This window comes from Variovorax multivorans, assembly GCF_051216835.1.
Lineage (GTDB): Bacteria > Pseudomonadota > Gammaproteobacteria > Burkholderiales > Burkholderiaceae_C > Variovorax.
Genome location: NZ_JBPJZL010000005.1, coordinates 52,439 through 68,245, shown reverse-complemented (window position 1 = coordinate 68,245; position 15,807 = coordinate 52,439). Strand labels below are relative to the sequence as shown.

Below are 15,807 nucleotides of genomic sequence, written 5' to 3'. Positions count from 1 at the left end.
TCGCTTCCTTCCCTTATTCAGGAGACACATCCAATGACCGTCATCACCTCCCGCCGCGCAGCGCTCGCAGCCCTCGGCCTCGGCGCCGCCCTTACCGTGTTCGCACCTTTCGCCTCGGCGCAGACCGTGGCAGACATCAAGAAGAAGGGCGAGATCACCATCGGCATGCTGGTCGACTTTCCGCCCTACGGCACCACCGACGCGAAGAACCAGCCCGACGGCTACGACGCCGACGTGGCCAAGCTGCTGGCCAAGGACTGGGGCGTCAAGGCCAACATCGTGCCGGTCACGGGCCCGAACCGCATTCCCTTCCTGCTGACCAACAAGGTCGACCTGCTGGTGGCTTCGCTGGCCGTCACGCCCGAGCGCGCGAAGCAGGTGCAGTTCTCGCAGCCCTATGCAGCCGCCACCATCGTGCTGTATGGCGCGACCAAGGCCCCCATCAAGGCGGCAGCCGACCTGAAGGGCCTGCGCGTGGGCGTGGCCCGCGCATCGACGCAAGACGTGGCCGTGACCAAGGCCGCACCGGAAGGCACCGAAATCCGCCGCTTCGACGACGACGCCTCGGCCATGCAGGCGCTGATCTCGGGCCAGGTCGATGCCATCGGCTGCTCGGTGACCGTGGCAGCGCAAATCGCCAAGCGCGTGCCCGCCAACACCTTCGAAAACAAGTTCACGCTGGTGCAGCAGTCGATGGGCATCGCGATGCGCCCGGGCCAGGAAGATCTGCACAAGGCGGTGAACGAGTTCGTGCAGAAGAACACCGCGAATGGCGAGCTGAACAAGCTCTACCAGAAGTGGCTGCAGGCCGATCTTCCGAAGATGCAATAAGCAACCCCCCGAGGCTGAAGGAATCCTGGCATGACGACGGAATCGATCATCCGCATGGAAGCGGTCAACAAGTGGTACGGTGAATTCCAGGTGTTGACCGGCATCGACCTGTCGGTGCGCCAGGGCGAGCGCATCGTGATCTGCGGGCCCTCGGGCTCGGGCAAGTCCACGCTCATCCGCTGCATCAACCGGCTCGAGACGGTGCAGAAGGGCCGCATCGTGGTCGACGGCATCGACCTCACGGCCGGCGGCAAGAACATCGACGCGGTGCGTGCCGAGGTCGGCATGGTGTTCCAGCAGTTCAACCTGTTCCCGCACCTCACCATCCTCGAGAATTGCACGCTCGCGCCGATGCGTTCGCGTGGCATGACGAAGGCGCAGGCCGAAGAGGTGGCCATGAAGTACCTCACGCGCGTGCGCATTCCGGAGCAGGCCGGCAAGTACCCCAGCCAGCTCTCGGGCGGCCAACAGCAGCGCGTTGCGATTGCGCGCGCGCTGTGCATGACGCCCAAGATCATGCTGTTCGACGAGCCCACCTCGGCACTCGACCCCGAGATGGTCAAGGAAGTGCTCGACACCATGATCGGCCTGGCCGAAGACGGCATGACCATGCTGTGCGTGACGCACGAGATGGGCTTTGCCCGCAGCGTCGCTGATCGCGTGATCTTCATGGCCGAAGGCAAGATCGTCGAGCAGGCGCCGCCCGAAGAATTCTTCGGCAACCCGAAGGACGAGCGCACGCGCCAGTTCTTGGGCCAGATTCTCAGCTCCCACCAAGCCCACTGAATGTCCTTCTCCGTTCTGATTTCTCTGTCGTCCTTCGGCGCGGCCGAGGTGGGGCGGCATGGCCAGCTCTGGTGTTCGCAGCTGGCACGCGCCGCAGGCGCCGATTCGGTGGAAGTGCGCGGCGAGATGCTGCGCGACGCCGATGCAGAGCTGCCCGCATTGAACGGGCTCGCATCCGTGTATTCCAGCCCCGAGGGTCTGTGGGCCCAGGGCGGCTGGCTCGACAGCGCCGCGCTCAAGCGCGGCATTGCTGCCGCCACGCGCGTGGGCGCGAAGCGGCTCAAGATGTCCATCGGCGACTTCCAGGCTTCCTCGCATGGCTCGCTCTGGGGCCTGAAGGTGGAGCTTGCTGAAACCCGCGTCGAGCTGCTCATCGAGAACGACCAGACCGTGCGCGCCGGCACGCTGCCCGCGCTGCAGACCTTCTTCGACGTGGCCGACCGCGCCGGCGTGTCGCTGGGCATGACCTTCGACATGGGCAACTGGCACTGGCTCGGCGAGTGCCCGCTGCAGGCCGCGCAGGCGCTCGGCCACCGCGTGCGCTACGTGCATTGCAAGGGCGCGCAGCGCCTGCCGCACAAATGGGTGGCGGTGCCGCTGGGCGACTCAGTCGCGCCATGGCGCTCGGTGCTGCGCGCGCTGCCGGCCGACGTGCCGCACGCCATCGAATACCCGCTCGTGGGCGACGACCTGCTGGCCGTTACCCGCGCGCAGATCGACTTCATCCGCGCCGCGCGGGCGTAGGAACAAACACATGACAGAACCAACCGCCTTCGACGTCGCACTCTTCGGCGAAGCCATGCTGTTGCTCGTGGCCGACCGCCCCGGCCCGCTGGAAAACGCAGAGGCGTTCCATAAGCGCACAGCCGGCGCCGAGACCAACGTGGCCATCGGCCTTTCGCGCCTGGGCCTCAAGGTGGGCTGGGCCAGCCGGCTCGGCACCGATTCGATGGGCCGCGCGCTGCTGGCCGCGATGCGCGCCGAAGGCATCGACTGCTCGCACGTGATCACCGACGCAACGCAGCGCACCGGCTTCCAGTTCAAGGGCCGCGTCACCGACGGCAGCGACCCGCCGATCGAATACCACCGCAAGGGCTCGGCCGCGAGCCACATGGGCCCGGCTGATGTCGACGAAGCCTGGCTGCGTTCGGCACGCCACCTGCACGCCACCGGCGTGTTCGCGGCCATCTCCGACACCAGCCTGCAGGCCGCGCTCAAGACCATAGACGTGATGCGCGCTGCCGGCCGCACCATCTCGTTCGACACCAACCTGCGTCCCACGCTGTGGTCGTCCACCGAGACCATGCGCCACTGGATCAACGAACTCGCCTCGCGCGCCGACTGGGTGCTGCCCGGCATCGAAGAGGGCCTGCTGCTCACCGGCCACGACAAGCCCGAGGGCGTGGCGAAGTTCTATCGCGAGCGCGGCGCGAAGCTGGTGGTCGTCAAGCTCGGCGCCGAGGGCGCCTACTACGACAGCGATGTGGCCGGCACCGGCCGCGTCGACGGCTTCCCGGTGAAGGAAGTGATCGACACCGTGGGCGCGGGCGATGGCTTCGCAGCCGGCGTGGTGAGTGCGTTGCTCGAAGGCAAGAGCGTGCCCGAGGCCGTGCGCCGCGGCGCATGGATCGGCGCGCGCGCCGTGCAGGTGCTGGGCGACACCGAAGGCCTGCCGACGCGGGCGCAACTCGAAGAAGCGGGGCTCTGAACACCATGACGAATGTGTCGAAGAAGAACGTCCTCGTCTTCCGGCCTCTGCCCGAAGACCAGCTGGCGCGCCTGCAAGCCGTGCACCATGTGGTCGTTGCCGACCCGCGCAAGGAGCCCGAGGCCTTTGCCGCCGCGCTGCGCAGCGCGAACGGGCTGATCGGGTCGAGCCATACGGTCGATGCCGCGCTGCTCGACGGGGCGCCGCAGCTCCAGGTGATTTCGAGCGTGTCGGTCGGTGTCGACAACTACCCGCTGGCCGAGTTGCACAAGCGCGGCATCGTGCTGTGCCACACGCCCGACGTGCTCACCGAAACGGTGGCCGACACGGTGTTCGCGATCCTCATGGCAACGCAGCGCCGCGTGGTCGAACTGTCGACGCTCGTGCGCGAAGGCCGCTGGACGAAGAACATCGGCGAAGAACTCTTCGGCACCGACGTGCATGGCAAGACGCTGGGCATCCTCGGCTTCGGCCGCATCGGGCAGGCCGTGGCGCGCCGTGGTGCGCTGGGCTTCGGCATGCCGGTGCTGTACCACGCACGTCGCCCGGTCGACCTGGCCACGCAGGCGCCCGAGTTGCAAGGCCGCGCCACGCACACGCCGCTCGACGACCTGCTCGCGCGCGCCGACATCGTGCTCGCGATGCTGCCGCTGACCGACGCGACGCGCGGCATGATCGACGCCGCCTTCTTTGCACGCATGAAACCCGGTGCCGCGTTCATCAACGGTGGCCGCGGCGCCACGGTGAATGAAGACGCGCTGCTCTACGCACTCGACCACGGCACACTGCGCGCCGCCGGCCTCGACGTATTCGCGAAAGAGCCGCTGCCGGCTGATTCACCATTGCGCACCCATCCGCGCGTGACGCCGCTGCCGCACATCGGCTCGGCCACGCACGAGACGCGGCATGCCATGGCAGAACTCGCCACGACGAACCTGCTGCAGGTGCTGGCCGGCGAGAAGCCGACTGCGCCGTACGACACGGCGAGCGCATGAGGAACTTGTCTTGCCCCCTCTCCCCTTGGGGAGAGGGTTGGGGTGAGGGCAGGGGCGTTTGTGCAAACGCTGCCCTCGCCATCGCCGCCGACCCTCACCCCAGCCCTCTCCCCAAGGGGAGAAGGAGCGAGAGCCGCCCATGAAGCCGACCGGCCGCGCCACCATTGCCGACGTCGCCGAAGCCGCCGGCGTCTCCAAGGCCACCGTCTCGCGCTTCCTCAATCACCGCGAGCGGCTGCTGAGCCCCGATATCGCCGCGCGCGTCGAAGTCGCCATCGCGGCGCTGGCCTATTCGCCGAGCCCGATGGCGCAGGCCCTGAGCCATGGCCGCTCGCGGCTCATCGGGCTGATCGTGGCCGACATCACCAACCCGTATTCCGTCGCGGTGCTGCGCGGCGCCGAGAAGGCCTGCCAGGACGCCGGCTACCTCGTGATGCTGTTCAACCTCGGCAACGAGAGCGAACGCGAGCGCGAGGCCATCGACGCGCTGGCGGGCTACCAGGTCGACGGCTTCATCCTCAACACGCTGGGCCGCGGCAGCAACGTGGTCGACGCGGTCACGCTGCATGGCAAGCCGGCGGTGCTGGTCGACCGGCGCCACACCGGCATGCACACCGACTTCGTCTCGCTCGACAACCACGCCGCGATGCAGGCCACCTGCGGCCATCTGGTCGAAGGCGGGTATCGCGAGCTGCTCTACGTCACCGAGCCGCAGAAGGGCGTGAGCTCGCGGCGCGAGCGCACGGCCGCATTCGGTGCCTGCGTGGCCGCGCACGAGCCGCGCGTGGCGGGCGAGGTGTTCGAGTGCGTCGAGGGCGAGAGCGATGCGCTCGACGAAGCCCTGCGCGCCCTGCGCCAGCGCGCCAAGCGCGGCCGCCGCGCTGCGGTGGTCGCGGGCAATGCCGTGGTCACGCTGCGCATCGCGCAGGCCATGGCGCGGCTGGGCTGGCAGTTCGGTGCGGACCTTGGCTTTGTCGGCTTCGACGATCCCGAATGGGCTTCGCTCATCGGCCCCGGCCTGAGCACCGTGGCCCAGCCTACCGACGCCATCGGCCGCACGGCCGCTACCTGCCTGATCGAGCGGCTGCGTGGCTTGGACGCGGCGCCGCGCCAGTTGCTGCTGCCTGGCCAGCTGGTGGTGCGAGGCTCGTCGCAGGCGCTCTAGCGTCCTGCTGCGCGCGGTCGAAGGTGATCGGCCCGCGCATCCAGTCGGCCGCGCGCTCGGCAATCATGATCGTCGGCGCGTTGGTGTTGCCGCCGATCAGCGTCGGCATGATCGAGGCATCGACCACGCGCAGGTTCTCGATGCCGTGCACGCGCAGCTTCGCATCGACCACCGCCATCGCATCCGTGCCCATCTTGCAGGTGCCCACGGGGTGGTAGATGGTGTCGGCGCGCGCGCGAATGTGCTGAATGAGTTCTTCGTCGGTGTGCGCGTCGGCCGTGTAGAGCTCGCGGTGGCGGTACTTTTCGAGTGCTGGCGCGCGCAGGATCTCGCGCATCTTCTTCACGCCTTGCAGCAGCAGCGCCATGTCCTCCGGGTCTGACAGAAAGCGCGGGTCGATGCGCGGTGCCGAGCCCGGGCTGACATCGTTCAGGCGCACGTCGCCGCGGCCCTTGGGGCGCAACACGCACACATGGCACGAGAAGCCGAAGCCCGCGTGCAGCTTGCGCGCATGGTCATCGGTGATCGCGATCACGAAGTGCAGTTGCAGGTCGGGCCGCCGCAGCTCGGGCGAAGACTTGATGAACGCGCCGCCCTCGGCGAACGGCGTCGCGATCATGCCCTTGCCGCTCTTGCGCCACTCGGCGATGGCCTTCACCAGGTGCAGGCTACCCACCACGCCGATGCCGAACAGGTCGGTGTGCTTCGAGGTGTAGGCGAGGATGAAGTCGGTGTGGTCCTGCAGGTTCTGGCCGACGCCCGGCAGCGCATGCTGCACGGCGATGCCGTGGCGGCCCAGCTCGGCCGGATCGCCGATGCCCGAGAGCATCAGCAGCTGCGGCGAGTTGAATGCGCCGCCGCACAGCGCCACTTCGCGCCGCGCGTGAAGGGTCTCGATGCTGCCGTCTTTGCGCCGCACTTCCACACCGGTGGCGCGCCGGTCTTCGAGCACCACGCGCAGGACCTGCGTGTCGGTCAGCACCGTGAGGTTGGGGCGCTGGTTCATCACCGGATGAAGATAGGCAGCCGCCGCCGAGCAGCGCTCGCCGTTGCGCGCACCATCGTGGAACTGCGTGACCTGGTAGAGGCCCGCGCCTTCCTGCTCGGCGCCATTGAAGTCGTCGTTGCGCGGAATGCCGCACTCCGCCGCGGCCCGCACGAAGTCGTCGGCAATGGGGCGCGGGCTCTGCTGCTCAGAGACCTGCAGCGGCCCGTCGGCGCCGTGCAGTGCGCTCGCGCCGCGCTGGTTGCCCTCGGCGCGCTTGAAGTAGGGCAGCACCGCATCGAACGACCAGCCGGTGCAGCCCGCGCGCTCCCAGTCGTCGTAGTCGTCGCGATGGCCGCGCACGTAGAGCATGGCGTTGATCGCGCTGGAGCCGCCCAGGCAGCGTCCGCGTGGCTGGTAGCCTTTGCGCCCGTTCAGGCCGGGCTGCGGCACGGTCTGGTAGGCGTAGTTGTTGATGCGCGGGCGGCCCGGCAGCATCGCCACCGTGGCGGCAGGCGCCCGCACCAGGATGCCGCGGCCGTCGCCGCCGGCCTCGACCAGGCAGACCTTCACGGCGGGGTCTTCGCTCAGCCGCGAGGCCAGCGTGGCGCCGCCGGAGCCGCCACCCACGATGACGTAGTCGAATTCCATGGCGCTTCTTCCTTTTGTTCTGTGCTGCCTGCGTCCGCGCGGACGGATTCGACTGTAGGAATGAACGTGCAATCAGGGCTTGGCGTTTTCCCTTGTCTCCGAAGTCAGGCCGAGGTCATGCCGAGGTCGTGCAGATACCCCTCCAGCTCTTCGATGTGGGCGGAGTCGACGATGGCGCCGACATAGCCGTCCGGGCGCACCAGCACCCAGTCGCCCGACGCGAGCCCATAGGCTTCGCGGAAATGGCCGCCATGGTCGCGCAAGTCGCCTCTTTCGCTGAAGGTGTGGATGTGCAAGCCTGGGCGCGGTGCCACGTCGCGACGCTCGACCTCGTGGCCCAGCAGCGTCCACTGCGCGCCCTTGAACAGCTCGAACAGGCGCGTCGGTTGCCCGGCAGCGCCGGTGACCGGCGCATCGGGCGCGCGGTCACCTGCCTGCAGGCCGCCAATGCGCGCAGGCTTTTCCATCGCGAGGGACGATTCGGCGTACCCGAGGTCGAGCTGATGCACTTCCCGCCCGCGCCGCATCTCGCCCCGCTTCGCTTCGCCGAGCAACTTCGTGGCAAGCCCGAGCATGTCTGCGGCAATCGGGCGGCGCTCCTCCTCATAGCTGTCGAGTACGGTACCGGGTGCGCCGGCGGCAACTGCCGCCAGCTTCCAGCCAAGGTTGTAGGCGTCCTGCACGCTGGTGTTGAGCCCCTGGCCGCCGGTGGGGGGATGGATGTGTGCGGCGTCGCCGACCAGCAGCACGCGACCTGCCCGGTAGCGATCGGCCAACCGTGCGTTCATGTTGAACGCCGAGGCCCATGAGACCGAGTGGATATGAATGTCGTCGCGGCCGGTGCGTTCGGCAACCATCGCGGCCAGTCCCTGTGCGGAGAGGTCGATGTCGCCCTCCAGCGGTATCGGTGCCTGCAGCTGGAACAGCTCCGTCCCGGCGAGCGGGCACAGGGACATCTGCGCATTCATCTCGCCTTCGTTGAAGCGGTGCCATGCTTCGCGCCCCAACCCTGACAGGACGACGTCGGCCACCACGGCACGCACGCCCAGCGTCTTGCCCGGAAAGCCGATGTCCAGCGAATGCCGCACGAAGCTGCGGCCACCGTCGGCGCCGACGAGAAATCGCACGCGGAGCGTTTCTTCACCTGCCGCGCCGGCCAGCTGCGCCGTCACGCCGTCCTCGTCCTGCTCGAAGCCGATCAGTTCGCAGCCGAACACGGGTCGATGCCCGAGCTCGGTCAGGCGCTCGCGCATCACGCCCTCGGTCAGGAACTGCGGCACCATCAACGGAATTCCATAGGGCTCGGAAGGCGTCGGTGCCTCGTGCACCATCACCAGCGAATCGGTGTGGCTGCCATCGGCGCGGTATTCCCGCGAGGGCGGATACAGGCCGCCGGCCGCGACGATCCGCTCGAGGATGCCCAGATCCTCGAAGACCTCCTGCGTTCGCGGCTGGATGCCCTTGCCGCGCGAGCCCCGGAAAGGCGCGTCCATCTTCTCGATAAGGCGGAAGGAAACACCTCGCCGCGCCAGGTCGATGGCGAGCGTGAGGCCGGCTGCGCCGGCGCCGCAGATCAGGACGTCGGCGGAAAACTGATGTGTCATGGCAAACTCCAATATGTGTAATATGCACTCAATAGGAGCGGATGCTATGCCAAAGAAAATAAATGTGCAAGATACACATATGTCCGCGCAATTGCGGGCGTTGCACGGTGCGCTGCTGACCGTGGTGAGCGTCATGAATCGCCCGCAGCGCGACGAGGCGATGGTTCGCGAAGCGGGCATCTCGCTCGACCGCGCGTTGTTCCCGCTGCTGGTGGGCATCGAACGCGTAGGACCGATCGGCGTGGTCGAGCTCGCCGACCGTGTCGGGCGCGACTACACCACGGTCAGCCGGCAGGTCGCGAAGTTGGAGAGTCTTGGCCTGGTGGAGCGCCAGGGCGGCACCCACGACCGACGCGTGCGAGAAGCGATCGTGACGCCGAAGGGCAAGGTCATGACCGATGCCGTGGATACGGCAAGGGAACGGCTGGGGCGAGCCATATTTGCCAAGTGGGAACAGCAGGATTTCGAGGAGCTGGTGCGGCTCCTGCAGAAGTTTGCGGTCGATATCGAGGCGGGCCCTGCAGGCGAGCGTTGATCGGGTTGAGGGGGCGCTGCCTCGCTGACCTTTGAACACATGGTGCGCGACCGGGGCCTCATCGGGTTTCCTCTGCCGCTGCAGACAGGCGATTGACAGTCACCGGCACGACACTGTCGCAACCGGTCCATCCCGAAAGACAAGGAAGCCAGGAACATGCAAGAGACAACAACAACGACCCCCGCCATCTCGCGCCGCGGCCTGCTGCGCCTTTCGCTCGGCGGCACCGCCATGGCCTCGCTGCCCGGCATCGGCTGGGCAGCCACCGGCGCCGCGGTACCCGCCTTCACCGACGGCCTGCCGCGGAGCCGGCCCGAGGCGCAGGGCATCTCGTCGGCGTCGATCCTCGCCTTTCTCGATGACGCCGAGCGCGGCGCGTTCGAGCTGCACAGCTTCATGCTGTGGCGCAACGGCCATGTGGTGGCCGAGGGCTGGTGGGACCCCTACAAGCCCGAGCGCCGGCATATGACGCACTCGCTGACCAAGAGCGTCACCGTGTGCGCGGTCGGCATGGCCATTGCCGACGGCAAGTTCGGGCTCGACGACAAGGTCGTGTCCTTCTTTCCCGAGCACCTGCCGCCCACGGTCAGCGCCAACCTCGCGGCAATGACCGTGCGTGATCTGTTGACCATGCGCACCGGGCACGAGTCGATGGTGTCGGGCTCCGTGTGGCGGCCCATTCGCACGAGCTGGATCGCGGAGTTCTTCAAGATCCCCGTGGTCTACACGCCGGGCAGCAAGTTCGTCTACACCAGCGCGGCTACCTACATGCTGTCGGCCATCGTCACGAAGACCACCGGGCAGTCGACGGCCGACTACCTCAAGCCGCGCTTCTTTGATCCACTGGGCATCACCGGCTACGAGTGGGACGTGGGCCCCGAGGGCATCTCGCCGGGTGCCAACGGCCTGAGCTGGAAGACGGTCGACTCGCTCAAGCTCGGCATCCTGCATGCGCAGAACGGGCAGTGGAACGGCAAGCAGATTCTCACGAAGGCCTGGGTCGATTCGGTGCACGCGCCGCACACCAAGGACCGCTACGGCTACCAGTGGTGGCTGGGCCAGCACGGCGCGTACAACGCCGATGGTCTGTTCGGCCAGTACTCGGTGGTGTTCCCCGAGCAGAACGCGGTGCTCGCGCTCAATTCCGCGCTGCCGCCCAAGGCGGGGTTCAACGCGGGCATTCTGTACAAGCACTTTCCCGCAGCATTCGGCGCTACTGCCTTGACCAGCGAGAAGGACTACGCCGCGCTCAAGGCCCGCACGCGCACGCTGCAACTGCTGCCGCCGGTGAAGCCGACCAGCTCGCCCGTTGCCGCGAACGTGTCGGGCCAGCGCTTCGACTTTGCGGAGAACCCGGAGAAGATCAAGTCCATGCGGCTCGACTTCTCTTCCGCGGAGTCGTGCGTCTTCACCATGGAAGACGACCGCGGCACGCACAAGGTGCAGGTCGGCCTGCGCAAGCCCTTCGAGGGCGACACCACCATCACCGGCAACAAGCTGCACCACGAGTACCAGCCCGAGGTGATGCGCGTGGTGGCCAGCGGCGAGTGGCGCGACGCACGCACCTTCGTCATGACCTGGACCTTCGTCGAGTCGGCCTTCCGCGACACCGTGGAGTGCCGCTTCTCGGGGCCGTACATGCGCTTCGACCGCAGCGTGAACGTGAACTCCAGCGCAACCGAAATGCCTACGCTCACGGGGACGCGCGCGAAGACTTAGCCCACACTTTTTGAGAGGCGCTTTTACCGGCGGTTCACGTGCCGGACAAATTGACGGGTGCGGTTCGTGGCTCAATGTCCTTCATGCATATGCTTTCGGACGCCACGGTCTTCACGCAGGTGCGCTTCTGGGTGCTGGTGCTTTGCTCGCTGGTGTGCCCGGCCGCGATCTTCGTCACGCTGTTCGTGCGGCGCGAGTTCTCCAAGAAGGCCGTGCTTGCCTTCGGCCTGCTGCTGATCCTGCTCGCGGGCGTCGACATCTTCGTGCTGCGCGCGCTCTCGCTGGAGGCGCAGGCCACGCCTTCGCTGGCTGACGACATCGTCTTCTCGTCCGAACTGTCGATTGCGCTTTACATCATTCCTGCCGCGTTCGGCACCTTCGGGCTCAACATGGTTTCGCATGTGCTCATGCATTACCTGAAGCAGAAAGAGGCGCGCTTCGAGGCCCACCGGCAACAGGTTCGGCCGCTGCCTGTCGTCAACGTGGCGCAGCGGAATCGTCCGAGGGCACTGGGCGGGCGACGGACAAGGCCGGTGCCCGCATTGCGTCGCCAGCGTGTGGGGGCGCACGTCGTCGCCCCGCGGCAGGACGCCTGAGCGTTCCCTGCGCCCGCGGCGCAAACTATCGGTTTCCCGAGGACGGTGCAAGCCGCAACGGCGCATGCACCGCAATGTCATTGGGAGCGCGCAAGGAGAACTATTTTTTAGTTCGCCCGTTGCGAAAAACGGTGCTTGGTGCGCTCGCCCCTCACTCGCAGCATTCGCCTCGCTGGCCCTCCGGATGTCCGTCTGCTGCGGGAAGGGACGGCATGGCATCATCGTGCGCCTCTCCCACTCGCATGCCCATGTCCGCAGATTCCTTTGTCCGCCGCGTCCGCAGCCAGCTCGACCAGTTGTCCGCAACCGAGCGGCAGCTTGCCGATTTCGTCCTGGAGTTTCCGGGCGAGCTGGCCAGCTATGCGGGCAACGAGCTGGCGGAACTGGCGGGGGTGTCGCCTTCGACGGTGAGCCGCTTCATCCGTCGCATCGGCTACGAGAACTACGAAGAGGCGCGGCGCCAGGTTCGCGAGGAAAAGCAGACAGGTTCGCCGCTGTTCCAGAACGCGACCGAGGCGTCGAAGCGCGGCCACCTTGTCGCCACGCATTTCCAGCAGTCGCAGGCCAACCTGGCCAGCACCTTCGACCGGCTCAACGACAGGCAGATGGCCGGCATCGTGAAGGCGATCATCGGCGCGGGGCAGGTGCTGATCTTCGGCAGCCGCAGCAGCCATGCCTTTGCCCTTTACCTGCGCTGGCAGATTGTGCAGGTGGTGCCGCGCGTCACCGCCATTCCGGGGCCCGGCGAGACATTGGCCGAGCACCTGGCCGGCCTGACCGGGCGCGACTGCGTGATCGTCTTCGGCACGCGACGGCAGACGCGGCAGATGGACATCCTGCTCGCGGGCGCCAGCAAGGCCGGCGCGAAGATCGTCTACATCAGCGACAAGGCCTCGCCGGACTTTGCTGGGGCCACCTGGTCGCTGCAATGCGATTGCCGGGGACCGGGGCTTCTGGACAATCACACCGCCGTGATGGGAATCTGCGACTTGATCGCCACGATGGTGATCGAGGCCTCGGGCTCCGCCGGCCGCAAGCGTCTGGCCGCGATCGAGCTCGAGCACGAGGAAAACGGCGAGCTTTGAGCGGCAGCGGCGCTCGGCCGGCCTGATCTGGTCGGAGCGCACTGAAAAGACGCACGACCGTAGTGCGCATTTGCCCATCCAAGGTGCATCCGCAAAGGCTGCAACATGTCTCGGATGTGCCCGCCTGTGACGGCCCTTCCACGCTTTCCCCTCTGAAAAGTACCCCAGCGGCAGGTGGCTTTCGTGCGTCACGCGCAGTCGGGCATGTCGCTTGCATAGGGATGCTTTGCATGAAATTAAGATTTCACAAAAACAAACTAGGTGAAATCGATATGTCAGATTGATGGAGTCGCCGATAGCATGCGAAGCGATTCCGGACTGCGCCGAGCAAAGCACTTCATACCTTTCTCAAGGGGTTTCCTATGGCAGGACCTGCACTCTCTTCCGGACCCGACTCGCCCCGGGTCGCCGAACTCGACAGAGCGCTCGACAAGATCGGCGTCACGCGATCGCACCACACGATCATCTTTTTGATCCTCATCGGCTGCCTGTTCGACAGCTTCGAGCAGAACGCGGTGGGTATCGTGGGACCGATGCTGCGCGAGCAGTGGGGGCTCAGCGCTTCCGACATCGGCTTGCTGAACACCATTACCTTTGCCTGCGCGGCGGTGGGGCGGATCATCTCGGGCTTCATCGCCGACCGCTACGGCCGGCGCGTGATGCTGTCGATAGACCTGCTGCTGTTCACCCTCGGCGCAGGCATCTGCGCGATGGCGCCCAACCTGGCGGTGATGGCGCTGGGCCGCGCGGTCGTGGGGTTCGGGCTGGGCGGCGAGATCGCGATTGCCGTCACCATGCTGGCCGAGTTCTGCTCGACCAAGTTCCGCGGCACCGCTGTCGGGCTGGTGAACGTCGGCGCGGGCGGGCTCGGCAACTTCCTGGCGCCGGGCTTCGGCCTGCTGGTGTTCTGGATGTTCCCGGGCGACAACGCATGGCGCTGGCTGTTCGCCTGCCTGATGGTGCCGGCGCTGCTCGGTGCTTTCTATCGCCGCTACATCCCCGAGACGCCGCGCTTCCTGCTGTCGCAGGGCAAGGTGAAGGAAGTCAATGCGGTGTTGTCGCGACTGGCGTCGGGCAGGCTTTCGAAGAAGAACGTGCCGCAGCATCAGTACATCACCGACGATGGGCTGGCCGCGCCGAATGCCCGCGTCAAGGTGCGCGTGACCGAGATCTTTCGCGGCGCGCTGGCGCGGCGGACCATTCCGCTGTGCATCACGATCTGGATGACCTATGGCGCGCAGATCTCGGTGCTCACGCTGATGCCGACCATCCTCGTCACGCTGGGCTACAGCATGTCGAAGAGCCTGCTCTTCACGATGGTGATGCAGGGCGGCAGCCTGCTGGGGGCCATCGCGGCCTCGCTGCTGGGCTTTCACTTTCCGCGCAAGCGCGTGCTGACGGCCGGCGCCGTGTGCGCCTGCCTGGCGGCGTTGATCATCGGCTTCGTTGCCAAGAGCATCGTGGTGATCCTGATTGCCGGCGCGGTGTTCCAGTTCTTCGTGCTGCTGCTCAACACGACGATCTGGATCTTTGCGCCCGAGCTGTACCCGACCCGGGTGCGAGCCTTCGGCACGGCCTTCATTCTTGCCACTGGCACAGCGGCAGGCGCGCTGATGCCGCTGGTGGCGGGCCGGCTCTTCGATGCCTTCGGTCTGGTCGGCGTGTTCAGCCTTGCGGCCGGTATGTATGCGGTCTTCGTGGTCAGTGTGCAGAGCGTGCCCGAGACCTATGGCCAGTCGCCCGATGCGTTGCCGCTGCCGGGTGAAAGCCCTGGCGATGACGCTGCCCCGACCACGAAGATAGTGCAGCCGGGTTGAATTTTCAGAGAGTCCTCACGCATGCAAGAAATCCTGCTGATCAATCCCAACTCGTCGTCGTCGACCACCGCCATGATGGCAAAGATCGCCAGCAGCGAGGCGCCGGCCGGATGCCGCGTGACAGGCATCACCGCGGCCGGCGGGCCGACCATGATCGTCAATGAAGACGAGCTGAATGCGGCTGCGACGGAGGTGTTGAAAGCCTGGCGTTCTGCCGCCGGCGGAAGGTGGAACGGCGTGATCGTCAGCGCCTTCGGCGATCCGGGCATCGAGCTGCTGCGCCGTGAAGCGAGCGTGCCGGTGGTCGGCATCGCCGAGGCGTCGATGCTCGCGGCCAGCGAGGGCCGCCGCCGCTTCGGTATTGCCACGGTCACGCCCGAACTGGTGTCGCCCATCGAGGGCAGGGCGGCCGCGCTGGGACTGCGCGCTCTCTACACCGGCATCCGCCTGACGCAAGGCGACCCGCGCGCGCTGGCGGCCGATCCGCAGGCGCTGGAAGACGCGCTGGCACAGGCCGTGCGGTGCTGTATCGACGAAGACGGCGCCCAGGCGGTGATCATCGGTGGCGGCCCGCTGGGGCAGGCCGCACTGGCGCTGGCCCCACGGTTCGACGTGCCGGTGGTCGCGCCCATCTCGGCCGCCATGCGACTGCTGTGTTCGCGGCTCGCAGCAACCCGGGGAGCATGAGGAATGAGCACCGTGGGCGCGTTCATCACAGTATCGAGCTGGAAGCGCAAGTAGCCGCTTCTGGCTGCACGATCCGCAGCCACGGCCATCGCGCCTGGTAGTCCGCAGCCTTCTTGAGAAAAAGATCGCGCATCGGGAGCAGCGGATTCATGCGAAGAATGCCCGCTGCCAGGTCGTCCAGCCCGTCGGGCGCATAGAGCGATCCGTCGGCCAGGTCGATGCCGACGCGCGTGCACGCGATGAGGTAGTGGTCGATCCCGTCGCGCGCGGACCCGAGCCGGGGGTAGGGCGACTTGAAGCGCTGTTCGTACCAGAGGTGAACGCGCGCCTGGTTCTTGACCTCCACGCTCACGCCCAGGTCGGCCACCGCTTTCTGCACGCGCTGGATCACGGCGTCTTCGGCGTCCCACGACAGGTCGGTGTCGTCGAAGTAGAAGACGTCGTAGTCCTTCACGCCCCAGCCGGGCGGCTTGTCGGAAAGGCGGTTCCACGTCGCCTGGAACAGGCAGCCGGCGGTCAGGAAGCCCTGGCGAAGCCCGAGGCTGGGCAGCCTTGAAAGCAGCGCGGCGTTGACTGGGTCCTGCGTGGCTTGCTCGATCAGGCCGGTGGGTGTCAATGGCATGGTGTCGACGCAATGCAAAGA

Annotated in this window: 15 protein-coding genes; 12 read left to right on the top strand and 3 right to left on the bottom strand. The window is 66.9% G+C overall.

The window, feature by feature from the left end; all coding sequences use genetic code 11:
* Window positions 1-33 precede the first annotated feature (33 nt).
* From ACSFCA_RS13600 to ACSFCA_RS13575, 6 genes are all read left to right on the top strand, one after another.
* Window positions 34-831 (top strand): transporter substrate-binding domain-containing protein, encoded by a 798-nt coding sequence (locus ACSFCA_RS13600; RefSeq protein ID WP_435459866.1) that lies wholly within the window; start codon window positions 34-36, stop codon window positions 829-831.
* 30 nt (window positions 832-861) lie between these two features.
* Window positions 862-1,617 carry an amino acid ABC transporter ATP-binding protein gene (locus tag ACSFCA_RS13595; RefSeq protein WP_093050863.1) on the top strand — a complete coding sequence of 252 codons (756 nt, stop codon included), beginning with the start codon at window positions 862-864 and terminating at the stop codon, window positions 1,615-1,617.
* Window positions 1,618-2,361 (top strand): sugar phosphate isomerase/epimerase family protein, encoded by a 744-nt coding sequence (locus ACSFCA_RS13590; RefSeq protein WP_258354021.1) that lies wholly within the window; start codon window positions 1,618-1,620, stop codon window positions 2,359-2,361.
* 10 nt (window positions 2,362-2,371) lie between these two features.
* Window positions 2,372-3,325: a sugar kinase gene (locus tag ACSFCA_RS13585; protein ID WP_435459865.1), complete on the top strand. Its 954-nt coding sequence runs from the start codon at window positions 2,372-2,374 to the stop codon at window positions 3,323-3,325.
* Between the two features lie 5 nt (window positions 3,326-3,330).
* The gene (locus ACSFCA_RS13580; RefSeq protein ID WP_093050854.1) at window positions 3,331-4,320 is read left to right on the top strand and encodes a 2-hydroxyacid dehydrogenase; all 990 of its coding nucleotides are present in this window, start codon (window positions 3,331-3,333) and stop codon (window positions 4,318-4,320) included.
* Window positions 4,321-4,459: 139 nt separating this feature from the next.
* On the top strand, window positions 4,460-5,485 hold the full coding sequence (locus ACSFCA_RS13575) for a LacI family DNA-binding transcriptional regulator (protein ID WP_435459864.1): 1,026 nt from the start codon (window positions 4,460-4,462) through the stop codon (window positions 5,483-5,485).
* On the opposite strand, the gene ACSFCA_RS13570 is transcribed toward ACSFCA_RS13575, so the two are convergent.
* A complete protein-coding gene (locus ACSFCA_RS13570) occupies window positions 5,385-7,121 on the bottom strand; it encodes a GMC family oxidoreductase (protein ID WP_435459863.1) in 1,737 nt (578 codons plus the stop codon). The genes ACSFCA_RS13575 and ACSFCA_RS13570 overlap by 101 nt on opposite strands.
* 104 nt (window positions 7,122-7,225) lie before the next feature.
* Window positions 7,226-8,725 (bottom strand): FAD-dependent oxidoreductase, encoded by a 1,500-nt coding sequence (locus ACSFCA_RS13565; RefSeq protein ID WP_435459862.1) that lies wholly within the window; start codon window positions 8,723-8,725, stop codon window positions 7,226-7,228.
* Between the two features lie 79 nt (window positions 8,726-8,804).
* Between ACSFCA_RS13565 and ACSFCA_RS13560 the strand changes: the two genes are divergently transcribed.
* The 6 genes from ACSFCA_RS13560 to ACSFCA_RS13535 all read left to right on the top strand — a co-directional run bounded on the left by ACSFCA_RS13560 (window position 8,805) and on the right by ACSFCA_RS13535 (window position 15,164).
* Window positions 8,805-9,260 carry a MarR family winged helix-turn-helix transcriptional regulator gene (locus ACSFCA_RS13560; protein WP_258354025.1) on the top strand — a complete coding sequence of 152 codons (456 nt, stop codon included), beginning with the start codon at window positions 8,805-8,807 and terminating at the stop codon, window positions 9,258-9,260.
* Window positions 9,261-9,416: 156 nt separating this feature from the next.
* Window positions 9,417-10,979: a serine hydrolase domain-containing protein gene (locus ACSFCA_RS13555; RefSeq protein ID WP_435459861.1), complete on the top strand. Its 1,563-nt coding sequence runs from the start codon at window positions 9,417-9,419 to the stop codon at window positions 10,977-10,979.
* A gap of 83 nt (window positions 10,980-11,062) precedes the next feature.
* On the top strand, window positions 11,063-11,575 hold the full coding sequence (locus ACSFCA_RS13550; RefSeq protein WP_435459860.1) for a hypothetical protein: 513 nt from the start codon (window positions 11,063-11,065) through the stop codon (window positions 11,573-11,575).
* Between the two features lie 242 nt (window positions 11,576-11,817).
* Window positions 11,818-12,660 carry a MurR/RpiR family transcriptional regulator gene (locus ACSFCA_RS13545; protein ID WP_176928712.1) on the top strand — a complete coding sequence of 281 codons (843 nt, stop codon included), beginning with the start codon at window positions 11,818-11,820 and terminating at the stop codon, window positions 12,658-12,660.
* A gap of 362 nt (window positions 12,661-13,022) precedes the next feature.
* Complete coding sequence (locus tag ACSFCA_RS13540) at window positions 13,023-14,477, top strand: MFS transporter (RefSeq protein WP_435459859.1); 1,455 nt, start codon at window positions 13,023-13,025, stop codon at window positions 14,475-14,477.
* Between the two features lie 21 nt (window positions 14,478-14,498).
* A complete protein-coding gene (locus tag ACSFCA_RS13535) occupies window positions 14,499-15,164 on the top strand; it encodes an aspartate/glutamate racemase family protein (RefSeq protein WP_258354033.1) in 666 nt (221 codons plus the stop codon).
* A gap of 25 nt (window positions 15,165-15,189) precedes the next feature.
* Here ACSFCA_RS13535 and ACSFCA_RS13530 read toward each other — a convergent pair whose 3' ends face one another.
* Window positions 15,190-15,786: a nucleotidyltransferase family protein gene (locus tag ACSFCA_RS13530; protein WP_435459858.1), complete on the bottom strand. Its 597-nt coding sequence runs from the start codon at window positions 15,784-15,786 to the stop codon at window positions 15,190-15,192.
* Between the last annotated feature and the right edge of the window lie 21 nt (window positions 15,787-15,807).

Excerpts from the sequence above, each read along its gene's own strand:
- ACSFCA_RS13600 (WP_435459866.1), top strand. The coding sequence starts at position 34 with ATGACCGTCATCACCTCCCGCCGCGCAGCGCTCGCAGCCCTCGGCCTC.
- ACSFCA_RS13595 (WP_093050863.1), top strand. The coding sequence starts at position 862 with ATGACGACGGAATCGATCATCCGCATGGAAGCGGTCAACAAGTGGTAC.
- ACSFCA_RS13590 (WP_258354021.1), top strand. The coding sequence starts at position 1,618 with ATGTCCTTCTCCGTTCTGATTTCTCTGTCGTCCTTCGGCGCGGCCGAG.
- ACSFCA_RS13585 (WP_435459865.1), top strand. The coding sequence starts at position 2,372 with ATGACAGAACCAACCGCCTTCGACGTCGCACTCTTCGGCGAAGCCATG.
- ACSFCA_RS13580 (WP_093050854.1), top strand. The coding sequence starts at position 3,331 with ATGACGAATGTGTCGAAGAAGAACGTCCTCGTCTTCCGGCCTCTGCCC.
- ACSFCA_RS13575 (WP_435459864.1), top strand. The coding sequence starts at position 4,460 with ATGAAGCCGACCGGCCGCGCCACCATTGCCGACGTCGCCGAAGCCGCC.
- ACSFCA_RS13570 (WP_435459863.1), bottom strand. The coding sequence starts at position 7,121 with ATGGAATTCGACTACGTCATCGTGGGTGGCGGCTCCGGCGGCGCCACG.
- ACSFCA_RS13565 (WP_435459862.1), bottom strand. The coding sequence starts at position 8,725 with ATGACACATCAGTTTTCCGCCGACGTCCTGATCTGCGGCGCCGGCGCA.
- ACSFCA_RS13560 (WP_258354025.1), top strand. The coding sequence starts at position 8,805 with ATGTCCGCGCAATTGCGGGCGTTGCACGGTGCGCTGCTGACCGTGGTG.
- ACSFCA_RS13555 (WP_435459861.1), top strand. The coding sequence starts at position 9,417 with ATGCAAGAGACAACAACAACGACCCCCGCCATCTCGCGCCGCGGCCTG.
- ACSFCA_RS13550 (WP_435459860.1), top strand. The coding sequence starts at position 11,063 with ATGCATATGCTTTCGGACGCCACGGTCTTCACGCAGGTGCGCTTCTGG.
- ACSFCA_RS13545 (WP_176928712.1), top strand. The coding sequence starts at position 11,818 with ATGCCCATGTCCGCAGATTCCTTTGTCCGCCGCGTCCGCAGCCAGCTC.
- ACSFCA_RS13540 (WP_435459859.1), top strand. The coding sequence starts at position 13,023 with ATGGCAGGACCTGCACTCTCTTCCGGACCCGACTCGCCCCGGGTCGCC.
- ACSFCA_RS13535 (WP_258354033.1), top strand. The coding sequence starts at position 14,499 with ATGCAAGAAATCCTGCTGATCAATCCCAACTCGTCGTCGTCGACCACC.
- ACSFCA_RS13530 (WP_435459858.1), bottom strand. The coding sequence starts at position 15,786 with ATGCCATTGACACCCACCGGCCTGATCGAGCAAGCCACGCAGGACCCA.